At 52.5% G+C, this 11,089-nt stretch carries 5 protein-coding genes; 1 reads left to right on the top strand and 4 read right to left on the bottom strand.

From position 1 onward, the window contains the following. The first annotated feature begins 1,892 nt into the window (after positions 1-1,892). Positions 1,893-4,418 carry a beta-mannosidase gene (locus CA13_RS34100; RefSeq protein ID WP_419195331.1) on the top strand — a complete coding sequence of 842 codons (2,526 nt, stop codon included), beginning with the start codon at positions 1,893-1,895 and terminating at the stop codon, positions 4,416-4,418. Between the two features lie 143 nt (positions 4,419-4,561). Here the strand turns inward: CA13_RS34100 and CA13_RS34095 are convergent, their stop codons facing one another. The 4 genes from CA13_RS34095 to CA13_RS34080 all read right to left on the bottom strand — a co-directional run bounded on the left by CA13_RS34095 (position 4,562) and on the right by CA13_RS34080 (position 10,985). Beyond that, a complete protein-coding gene (locus CA13_RS34095) occupies positions 4,562-6,052 on the bottom strand; it encodes an alpha-L-fucosidase (RefSeq protein WP_146404753.1) in 1,491 nt (496 codons plus the stop codon). Positions 6,053-6,111: 59 nt separating this feature from the next. After that, the gene (locus CA13_RS34090) at positions 6,112-7,578 is read right to left on the bottom strand and encodes an alpha-L-fucosidase (RefSeq protein ID WP_419195330.1); all 1,467 of its coding nucleotides are present in this window, start codon (positions 7,576-7,578) and stop codon (positions 6,112-6,114) included. A gap of 88 nt (positions 7,579-7,666) precedes the next feature. Further along, complete coding sequence (locus CA13_RS34085; protein WP_146404747.1) at positions 7,667-9,145, bottom strand: alpha-L-fucosidase; 1,479 nt, start codon at positions 9,143-9,145, stop codon at positions 7,667-7,669. A 118-nt stretch (positions 9,146-9,263) separates the two neighbouring features. Continuing rightward, entirely contained in the window at positions 9,264-10,985 is a 1,722-nt protein-coding gene (locus CA13_RS34080; RefSeq protein WP_146404744.1) for a DUF4139 domain-containing protein, read from the bottom strand. Positions 10,986-11,089 lie beyond the last annotated feature (104 nt).

Here is an 11,089-nt window from a genome sequence, read left to right as displayed (position 1 = left end):
TGATATGTCTTGTTATCACACGACTGAGCCGTGTGATAACTCGTTTGCTTAAACGGGTAGCTGGCAACACTAGCGGGCGAAAATGTTCCCATGAGTCACGCTTGACGCCGCAATGGGGCCCGTCTCGACTCCCGGACTGACCGTTTGTTCACATTTGTGGCGTTATTGATTTCTTCGCTCATTGTATTGGCGATTAGCTGCCGGGGAAAGCTGTATGTCTTTCATCAGTTTGAATACGCCTGACATCGGCATATCTTGGGAAACGTTTGGCTTTGGTTCCACGCAGGATGATGTTGTTTGCACCATTTCAATTGGGAGAGGGAGCGACATCGGCTAACCGAATCGAGTTTGGTGTCTTGGTACGCTTGCGGAGCGATCGAGAGATCAAACGGATGGCGATGGAGCCATTTCGGTGGTCCTCGGTGAAGACTTAGCGGGCGTGATCGACAAAAATAAACGAGAAGTAATCTAGAGATTTCGTGTCCATTTTCGATTGAATAAGACACCTTTGTCGAGTGAGCGAGCGTATGTGAGTTGGGTCTATCGTTTCATCAATGATTTCGGGGCGATCGATTGGAACGTTATCGGGAACGAGAGATTGGCCTTGCCCCGTCCTGTCGATCGATTGGAGTTTGCGAGCTGAAGCACTGACGATCAAGAGTCGCAATCAGTTCGCAAAAAGAGCAACATCTGTCTGCACTTCGTGCCCTTGGGTGACAGCACAGTGCCCTTGGGTGACAGCACAGTGCCCTGGGGTGACAGCACAGTGATGTGTTTATCCCGATGAGTTGAATCGAGTTCTTTGCGACTGGCGAAGTTCTCAAGCATTTGATTCTATGGCACTGTCGTTGGGAATGCAACAAGAAACAACCGAGAAGACTATCTAGAGAAAGAACGAATGGATTCCTAGAAAGAAGTGGAACGGCATGCAAAAAATCAGCGTGGTAATTTGGGCGAGTGAAATCGGGGAGAAGTGGACAGGGGTTGTTGGCGGTAGCCCGGAACCCGCGCGATCGTTTTGATCGATGAGTTTGGCGAAGAGCTTTCGTTGCTTGTCCTGCGTGACGTCTTCGACTCGGATGCACAGCCACCCAGAAATCACATTGGTGACCGGCAACACGAGCATGAATGCGACCCGAGAGACGTCGAAGCCGAAGAGCTAAATTCTGCCCACTTTTGCGTTACATAGATGTGACGGAGGTGGTGTAGCCACCGTCACCTCTCTTTTCCTCTCTTGGGAGACATGCGTATGTCGCATGTGGTGCAGATTTCAACTCAAGTGCGAGACGCTACGGCGGCTTGGGCTGGGCGTCGACGATTGGGGCTCGCTGAGCCGGTCGTCGAAAAGGTGAAGTTGTTTACGGAGTCCGTGACGTGATTTGCGGAAGCTGCCCAGCGAGGGTCGTTGTTCCGTTCCGCAATCGTACAATAGGCCTCTGGGTCAGCACTCCGTCGGTGCTGTGTCTGCGAGCAACCCCCGAAAAGGTGGATTGTCATCGTGAGGAGCACGAGACTCCAGCGTTGCTCTCGAATTGTGATTCGCACAAAGAAATCTCTCTTGGCGCCCGTTTTGGGACGGCAGTTTGTTCGATGGTGGTATCCTTGTTCCAGCTGGTTTTTCCTCGGATTATTATCGTTAATCCGGTGGTATCGGCATCAGCGATTGTGCGTCCTGTCGCATCAGGCCGTACAACCGGTAAACTCAACAGCGAGAGATCTCGCGTGAAAATTCTCAAATCCTTCCAGAAATCTCGTTTTCGATACAGATGCCTTTTCGCTACTTTTTGCTCAAGCCAAACGAATAGTGATGCTCGCGTGGGCTGCTGTTTTGCGTTGGCCACCAACTCAAATCGTTTTCAATCATTATGTTCAATCAACGCAAGGTGAATCCGATGAACGACAATCGCTATTGCACAACTCTATATGGCCCGACGCCTCTTTATGGCCTGACAACTTTTTATGGACTGATGATTGCTTTGGCATTTCTTTTTGCGAGCGGAGTCACGCTGGCAGACGGGCCAGCCGATAATCCGCCAGGCGACAAGGTCGTCCTCGATCTGTCGGGCGCATGGGAGATGGAAGGCGTCCTCCCCGGCGAAGGCGTGAAGAAGCTTTTTCACAAGGTGCATCCGGACTGCGGGCCGGCACACGTGCCGGGTGACGTCTATTCGGACCTGTGGCGGGTTGGACGAATCGATGATCCGCACGTCGGTAGAAACGGCCAGCGTGCCAAGTGGGTGATGGACTACGAATGGTGGTACTTTAAGTCATTCAAAGTCCCTGCGGAGATGAACGGTAAACAGATCCGTTTGATGTTCGAGGGTGTGGACTACGAGTGCGACGCATGGCTCAACGGCGAGTCGCTCGGGTCACACCAGGGTGCCTACTCTCGCTTCGACTACGACGTGACCGACTTGGTGAAGTTCAGCACGAAGCGAGATCGGACCGAGAACAATCTGCTGGCGATTCGATTGGCCCCGCCACCGCGAACCTTTGCGTTTGTTTGTGGTCGCAAATACCGCTGGCACGGCGATTATGGAAGCAACGTTACTCCGTTTGGTATCTGGCGTCCGGTGCGTCTAGAGGCAACTGGCCCGGTGAGCATCGAGGATATCTACGTTCAATCGGAGCTTCAACAGAATCGCTCGGCAGAATTGAGCGTGCAGATCACGCTGCGGAACAACTCCTACGCGAAACGCGATTTGACGCTCGACGTGGTCGTGCAAGGCGACAATTTCTCGTCGCCGCCCGTCATGGTTTCCGCTAACCATCGCTCGGAGCCTGGCGAGAGTGTCTGCACGATTCCGCTGAGCGTCGAGGACCCTAAGCTATGGACGACGTGGGATTTGGGGGATCAAAATCTGTATCGAGTCGAAGTGTCCGTGCATGACGACTCCGGCTTCCAAGACCAAGAGCGGCAGTCGTTTGCGATTCGAAAGCTGGAAATGGCCATGAATCCCGGCTGGTCACCCGAGGAGGTGGAGTATCCCTGGACGGTGATGCTTAATGGACAGCGGCATTACATGCGGAGTGCCTGTTGGGGCGGACCGCCGGACATGTTCACCGGCCGCGCCACCGAAGCGATGTACCGCGAGTACATTCGGTTGGCTAAAGAAGCCAACATCAACAACCTCCGGATCTTCTGCTGGCATCCGCCCGAGATTCCGCTGTTCTATCGACTTTGCGATGAAGCGGGCATCACCGTTTGGCAAGATTTCAGCCTCAGCCATTACCTCTATCCCAGGGACCGCGAGACCATCGAGAAGATCTTTGATGAAAGCATCGAAGTCGTTAAACAGATCCGCAATAATCCCTCGGTGATTTTTCTAAGCGGTGGAGAGGAGATCCTATACACTCAGTCGGACGACGACTCCGACTTCTTCTTGCAACTGATCACGGAGTTAGAGAGAGCTGTTGCGCCGTATCATGCGATCCAGTGGGTGCCGACGTGTCCCTTGAGCTGGCCGAACGTGCAGAAAGCATTCAAACCTCGGGAGTCGATTCATGCGCACGCACCGCACTACGGCGCTGGGTCGAGGATGCTCGAAGACTACTACAGCAGTTTGGAGTACGCGTTTGTTCCAGAACTAGCCATCACTTCTTGCCCTAGCGTGGAAAGCATCAGGAAGTTCATCCCAGAGGACGAAGTGTGGCCGCCGGGACCTGGTTGGGGGTATCACTGGGCCGATCTCGACATCCTCCGAATTCACAACTACGAAGTCTTCGGCGAGCAACGCATTGACGGGCTAGAGCGATTCGTCGACGCGACTCAGATTGCCCAGGGAGTTTACTTTCAGTATTCCGGCGAGCACTTCCGCAGAATGAAACCCAAGAACAGCGGCGTCTCCTTCTGCCATCTGATGCTCCACACTCCGGACATGAAATGGGCCATCGTCGACTTTTATCTGCAGCCGAAAAAGTCGTTTGAGTATGTCCGCCGCACTTTCCAACCGTTGCTAGTTTCGCTTCAGCACGACAAACGCCGGTGGAATCCCGGCGAGACGTTTGGCGGCCAGATTTGGGTCGTCAACGATCTGTTCAAGGAGTTCCCTAACTGCACCGTGGCAATTCGTTTCCTAGACGATCAGAAACGCCTCTTTCACGAGGAAACGCAAAAAATCGGAGACGTGAGCGCTGACAGTGCGACGGAGTTCTCGCAAGTTTCGGTCAAGGTACCGGGAAAACGAGGTGAAAAATTCTATGTCGAAATGCAACTTCTTGACGACCGTGGAAAGGTCGTCTCCGAGAACGAATACTTCTTCCTAGTCGACGACCAACAACAAGCCGCCGACATGCTCAAAGCGATGGGCCAGGAGGCTCGTCGCCGAACCGAGAACGGCGGTGGGACGATTCGTTACTTCGAAGAACTGCAGGGAGAGCGGTACGTCCCGACCAAACTGATCGAGGATTTCCGATAGTCTCGCTCGAGTGGCCCGCTAGCTCGGGATATTCACGACATTGGTTTGCAACCATCGATCCGGCCTGCGCTAGATTCAGATGGAACCGAAACAGGTGGGACCGTAGCGGAATCCCTCCCTGTTAAGAATTCTGCGTTCAACATTTAAAAAGTGATCCGGAAAGCATAGGCTGCCTCACAAGGTTTTTGTCCCTGGACCTTGATGGTCAGTCCCTGCTGTGTTTGTTCCCAAGTGATGGGATTCGAGCCACTGATCAATGCTACAGATTTCACTGCACGACTTTCGTGAGGATTGTCGCTTGCCAATGTCTCAATGGTGAACACGCCATCGTTTGGCCATCCCAATGCAGTTGCAAATAGCACGTCGCCTTTGGTCGTAAAACGAATATCCTTGGGCCCGGAGTCTTTGTTGTTCTTTTCCGAGTGATGTCCCTTACTGACTTTGGTCGGTCCTTCACCATAGATTTTCCAGGGCCGCGTATCGTAGATCGCCTCGCCGTTCACTTTCAGCCAAGCACCCATGTCGACCAGAATGGCTTCAGCTTCGACGGGGATCGTTCCATCAGCCTTTGGTCCAATGTTGAGCAACAAGCAACCGTTCTTACTGACAATGTCGATTAACTCATCCAAAAGATAATCCGATGATTTGTATTTCTCGTCCTTGATATATCCCCACGAGATCTCACCCACGGAGGTATCGGTTTGCCAAGGGTTTTTGGAAATATCCGACATGCGTCCTCGCTCGATATCCAAGACAATGAGGTCCTCAGGAAAATTGTGGTGCTTCATGTTTTTATCCTGAAAGACCACGCCCTTGTTCCACTCCAAGCCCTTGTTGTAGTAATAGGCCAAAATTTCCTTGTGCACGGACTCCCATCCGGGTTTATCAAAACCGTAGTCGAACCACAGTACATCGGGATGATATTGATCGATGATATCGGTTGTTCGTTTCCACCAAAGATCCAGGAATAGAGGACTCGGTTTAGAATCTTTGGGAACATTAAACCAGTAGAGATCGGCGTATTGAGGATCGCAGGTGTCCCAATTAGGATCGGTCGTCCTGTAGTAGCTGCGGTTCAGGGCGAAGTGGGTGGAGGCCCCAAACTTCATGCCTTCCGCGCGGCAAGCGTCAGCCAGCAGACGCATCACGTCTTTCTTGGGCCCCATGTCGGCCACATTCCAACGCGTGTGTTTGGAGGCGTACATGGCAAAACCGTCGTGGTGTTCAGCAACCGGTACCACGTACCTAGCCCCGGCTTGATTGAATAACGTCGCCCATTGTTTGGCATCAAACTTCTCTGCCTTGAACCTAGGGACAAAGTCCTTGTACCCGAATTTCGAAGGATCGCCATAGTTCTCTTGGTGATGGCTGAATGCATTCATGCCGCCCTTGTTCCATTTGGGATCGTACATTCCCGGGGCATACTTTTCCGACATATAAGCCGGTACGGCATAAGGGCCCCAATGCAAAAAGATGCCGAACTTGGCGTCCATGAACCATTCGGGCACTTCATATTTGCTGCGAATGGACTCCCACTTCGGTTCATAGCGGAATTCTTCTGCCCAACCACTCAGACTTGATAAGCTAAGGGCTGCAATGCATACAACGATCGATAAAGGTCTAACTCTTCTCATGGCATTAATATCGTTCGGAAAAATGGTGTCCGATTTCGGTAGTGGGATTCGTCAGATTTCTAGCGTGATGCGAGCGGCTTTTGCTTGGATCCTCCGACCGCTAATTCCGCAATGATCGTATTTGAACCGTGAGACTCCAGAATCTCGAGTTTTATGTAGCGAGTCGGCTGAGCAACAAACGTGACATGCCGGGGTTTAGCGTCCGGCGTGTAACTCCTCGCCGCAACGAGTGTCATGGCTGCTTTATCTACACCGGCAAACACATTGAGCTTCGTGACATTGCCTTCTTCCAAGGCGGACTCTGGACTAGGTTTACATCGGTGATTCGGGACAATGGTAACGGCATCCACGCCTTTATAGACAGTGCCTAGATCCAGCGTAATCGTCTGTGGCATGTTCCCATCGGAAATCCAATGAACGTGCTCCGTGCCATGTTGGCAGGCATCGATTAAGGCCTCCGGATCCCCACTGCTCGCCGCGACGTTTTCAATTGGAATCGAATATACCGGCAGTGGATTTTGAGCGGGAAGTGGTGGACGATCGAGATCGGGTTTCCAAAGCGTGCCGATCTCTGCGAGTAAATCAATGTAGAGTGGGTCCAGCAATCCATCGCGATTGGGCATGCAGTTGAGCATGAAGTTGCAGTAACGACTCTCTAATGTTTTCAGCTTGGTGACAATCGACTGAGCGTTCTCGCCAGGCTTAAGACCTTGAGGAGTTTCTGGGCCCCAAAACCAGCCGTTCCCCTTGACGCTGCAGTGCCCCAAGGCAGAGGGCATTGCGTTTCCTGCAGCGGGAAAGGCACCAAACGGTCCTTCGAAGTACGGGATGTCGACGTGATAGACTGCCTGAAGGTGCGTATGGTCGGTGACGAGACACTCCGGTTGTAACTCGCGTATGAACTCACGAATTTCCGTGAATGGAACTTCGTGATGCCCCATTTTCCAGAACCAACCGTCGATCACAAAATAGTCGATCTCGCCATAGTTGGTAAGCAACTCGCGGATCTGTCCTTTAATAAAGGCGATCTCTTTGGGACCGATCGTGCCTTTGCTGATACCGTGCGTGCTATCCCATACCGAATAATAAAAACCGATACGAAGCGCTTTGGCACGAAAGGCATCGACGTATTGCCTGACGATGTCTTTGTTGTAAGGAGATCCTGCGACGTCATAGTCAGTGAATTCGCTATCCCACAGACAAAAGCCTTCGTGATGCTTGGTCGTCAGCAGGCCGAAACGCATGCCGGCGGACGCTGCTGCATCGGCCCATTGGTTGCAGTCAAGCTTTTGTGGATTGAAGCCAGAGCAGTCATAACCATCCTCTCCCCACTTCGCCCCATAGGACATGATGTTGTAACAGATAAACATGCCGAAGCGGTCGTCAACGAACCGCCGTTGCAATTGTTCAAGCTGGAATGACTCTCCTTGGGCCGCATGGGGTTCTTGGGCAAGTGCCCCGCCGATCAATCCGACGAAGAGTATGCATATGCCCGTAGCGACAAAATGAGATTGTGTTGTCTTCACGTGTCGTTCCAATCTTCTTGCATCGTGTTGGAGGCGTTTCCGATGAAAAGAGCAATGGCCGATGTCGGCGCGTCGTAATCGGGAACGATTACAGCTTAATCTTAAAGGCGTAAAGATGATCGCAGGGCAATGGTTCTGGGAAGACGAAGGTCATCGCTTCTCCGTCGCTTTCCCATTCAATTTCAGCATCGGAGCCAAGCAGCGAAACCGCTTGCGGCGTCTTATCAAGCAGACCGGCATCGGAACCGAGCGACTTGACGATCAGTTTGCCCGATTCGGGCATGTCAAGACAGATCACATATAGCGACTTGCCGTCTTTCGATTGTGTGAAGCGAATGTCTTCGGCACTGAATCCTTCAAAGTGCAAGTCAGCCAGGTGTCCTTCCGGGATGATCGCTGGACCTTCGCCGAACGATTTCCAAGGCCGGGTCGCGTAGATCGCTTCACCGTTGATGTTGAGCCAATCGCCCATCGCATGTAGTCGACGGACCTGCTCTTGTGGGATCGTGCCGTCGGCTCGCGGCGCGATGTTTAATAGGACGCAGCCGTTTTTCGAAACGATGTCGACCAGATCCTGAAGCAAACGTTGAGTGCTATAGTATTTTAGCCCTTCGACGTATCCCCAAGAATTACTGGCGATCGACGTGTCGGTTTGCCAAGGGTCGGGATTGATCTCGCGCATTCGACTTCGTTCCATATTGAACGTGCCTGTGCCCGGCATCATGTCCTGGTTCTTGTAGGTCAAAATGACATCGCGATTATCTTCCAGCCCGCTGTTATAAAAATTGGCTGCCATTTTCAAACGATATGGCTCTTGGATCAAGTTCGTTCGGGTATCGAACCAGATCATGTCGGGGTGATATTTTTCAACGACCTCATCGACTTTCTCTTGCCAAAGTTGGCAGAAGGGTTTATCGCGAACGGCCGTATTGGTGAATTGGCCTTTTTCGACTTTCGGTCCGTAGAGCCCCGAATATTTCGGATCCGAAGCGTCAGTCGTTTCGTCGTAGGTCGGATACCACCCCCAGAGCCATTGGTGATGAAACGTCGTGACGAACTTCATTCCCTGTTCGCGGACAGCCTTTTCCAATTCGCCGACCACGTCGCGTTTCGGCCCCATTTGCATCGAGTCCCATTCGGTCAGTTCGCTGTCCCACATGGTGAATCCATCAGCATGTTCGGCGACCGGGCCAGCAAATTTGGCACCAGCTCTTTTGTAGAGCTTGGCCCATTCTTGCGCGTCAAATTTTTCACCGGTAAAATCGGGGATGAAGTCTTTGTACCCAAAATCTTTCAACGGGCCGTACACTTCTTCTTGGCGTTTGCGGTAGTTGAAGTACATGTAGTGCGAGTACCACTCCGATTTATGGGCCGGAACGACATAGGGTCCCCAGTGGGCGTAAATGCCGAATTTGGCGTCCTGGAACCACTCGGGGCATTGATAAGCTTCCAGCGATTTCCAGTTCGGTTGGAACGCATCCGGCGTCTCATCCGCTTCCTGGGCTAATGTGGGAATCGTCGTCGCGACGAAGAGACTGAAAAGCAACAGTGAGATTCGTTTTTTCATCAGTATGTGTTGTAGTAATAATGTTTAGCATCGAAAGCATGTTTCGATCGGTTCGATTAGCCTTAACCAAGTTCCGATGCTCGGCTGAGTTTTTTGAATGTATGGGTACGTGTCTAGCTTACCGATCAATCAGCACGCTGTACTTGTAGTTGAACAGCTTTTCTTCGCCCGGCTTGAGTTTGAGAGTCCAGATCAGTTCGTTCCGTTGATTGATGCTATAGACGCCTTCGGCTAGCAAGTGGCACTTTGGATCTTCGTCTGCTTCGAGCACTTTGCCGGAGAAGCGGCGGCGGATGACGAGTTCGATCTCTTCGGCGCGCTGGTTGCGTACGGTCAGCAACCCTTTGACATGAGCGTCGTGGTAGTCGTTTCCGCCAATGTAGACGACCTTGCGAGTATCGGGCTCTTCCTGCTCGCTCGTGAGGGTGCGAATGCTCAAGGCCTTTGTGATGTGTTGCACGGTCGGTTCGCCTGGGCTGACAAAGTAGCTGGTGCGTTGACCGAGAACCTTGCCATCGGTGACGACCATTGCAGGTCCGGTTGTCATCGGACGGTCCAGCGGGTTCTTGAACTGAATCGAATCCCACGCCACGCCGTGCCACTTCTCTGTGTTCTCGTCATTGCGATTGATCTGGATGTGGCCGCGATGGTCACGGTTGTCGGGCACGATCCATTGGACGATCCGGCTGTAGTCGGTTTCGACTTCGGGGAGTGTGACAGTCAGCGAATCGCCCAATGCAAGCGAGCGTCGACCGATCGAGTGGTAGTGTAGGTCAGGGCCTTCACCAGAAGGATTGGTCGGCAAGGTTGGTGAGGCCACCGTTGGTTGATAAGAATTGTGCATGACGGCCTGCTGGGTCATGACATGCGGCGAACCGTTGTTGGGATTGCTGGCTGCACGAAGTTGTTCGAAGAACTGGATCCAGGTTGTCTCCAAAGAGAGAGGCGAGACGACACTGCTAAACTCAAGCGACGGGAAGCCGGTGATCAGGAAAAACTCGGCGTCACGGATATCCCCCAGTTCGTTTTTGATGATCGATTTTTGCACAAGCGTCAGCTTCTTTTTATCATTCAGGTCAATCCTGTAACTCGGTGCCCAGGCGATCCCCTTCGTTAGATACGAGACGTGGAGCGTGATTTTTTTCGCGGAGCCGGGATCCTTCACGTCAAAGACCATGGCCGGGCAACGTGTCTTCTGTGGAGTTGTGATGAGAGTCGCCAATGTGCTGCCGGACAGGATCGCACTTGAGCCGTCCTTGCCCCTTGCGACGACGTGCGAGATGAGGGCCGGTTCGAGCAGGATGGGGCCCTCCTCGGTCTTGACCGTAAGGCAACGAAACGGAGTTGGCTGACTCGCCAAAGGTTGGTTGAAGTTTCGATTGTGTTGGTAGGAATACCAACCGAATCGCTGAGTAGCCGCTTCGTAGTTGCTGCTAAAACGAGAGGCGTCTGTTTTGTTCTCGGACTCGACCAGGGTGATTGTTCCTGAGACGGCCGGCAGTTCCTCAGCCTTGAAGTAGGCTGTGACTTCGGACCCTTCGAGGGTGTTTGCGAGACGCACGGTTTCTTCCGCGGGCGGAATCTCACACTGGGTTACACGTACATCGATCTGGATTCCGGCGGGCGATTCGACCCAAAACGACCCGTGGGCTGGGCGAGGAACTTTGGCCAAGATTGACTCGCCACGCCGATCAATTTCAATTTCCCGTGTAACGTAGGCAAGCCCATTCTTGAATAGTCCAATCGACTCGATTCGATCGGATGCAACTTGGCCATCAGCAACCTGCACGGCAATTGCATTGGTTGCGAGGATCAGAAGGACAGCAAGTTGGTTTCGCATGATAGGGCTCCTGTCAGTTTCAGAAATGCCGGATGGAGGATCGTTTCGACTCGATCAATTGTCCGCCACACGAGGTTTCATGTTGGACGAGTTTAACAGTTTTT

Origin of the sequence: Novipirellula herctigrandis (assembly GCA_007859835.1) — a bacterium.
Taxonomy (GTDB): Bacteria; Planctomycetota; Planctomycetia; order Pirellulales; family Pirellulaceae; genus Novipirellula_A; species Novipirellula_A herctigrandis.
The sequence above is the reverse complement of the archived record's forward strand: the minus strand, read 5'-3'. Positions and strand labels throughout refer to the sequence as shown.

Excerpts from the sequence above, each read along its gene's own strand:
- CA13_RS34085 (WP_146404747.1), bottom strand. The coding sequence starts at position 9,145 with ATGAAAAAACGAATCTCACTGTTGCTTTTCAGTCTCTTCGTCGCGACG.
- CA13_RS34080 (WP_146404744.1), bottom strand. The coding sequence starts at position 10,985 with ATGCGAAACCAACTTGCTGTCCTTCTGATCCTCGCAACCAATGCAATT.
- CA13_RS34095 (WP_146404753.1), bottom strand. The coding sequence starts at position 6,052 with ATGAGAAGAGTTAGACCTTTATCGATCGTTGTATGCATTGCAGCCCTT.
- CA13_RS34100 (WP_419195331.1), top strand. The coding sequence starts at position 1,893 with ATGAACGACAATCGCTATTGCACAACTCTATATGGCCCGACGCCTCTT.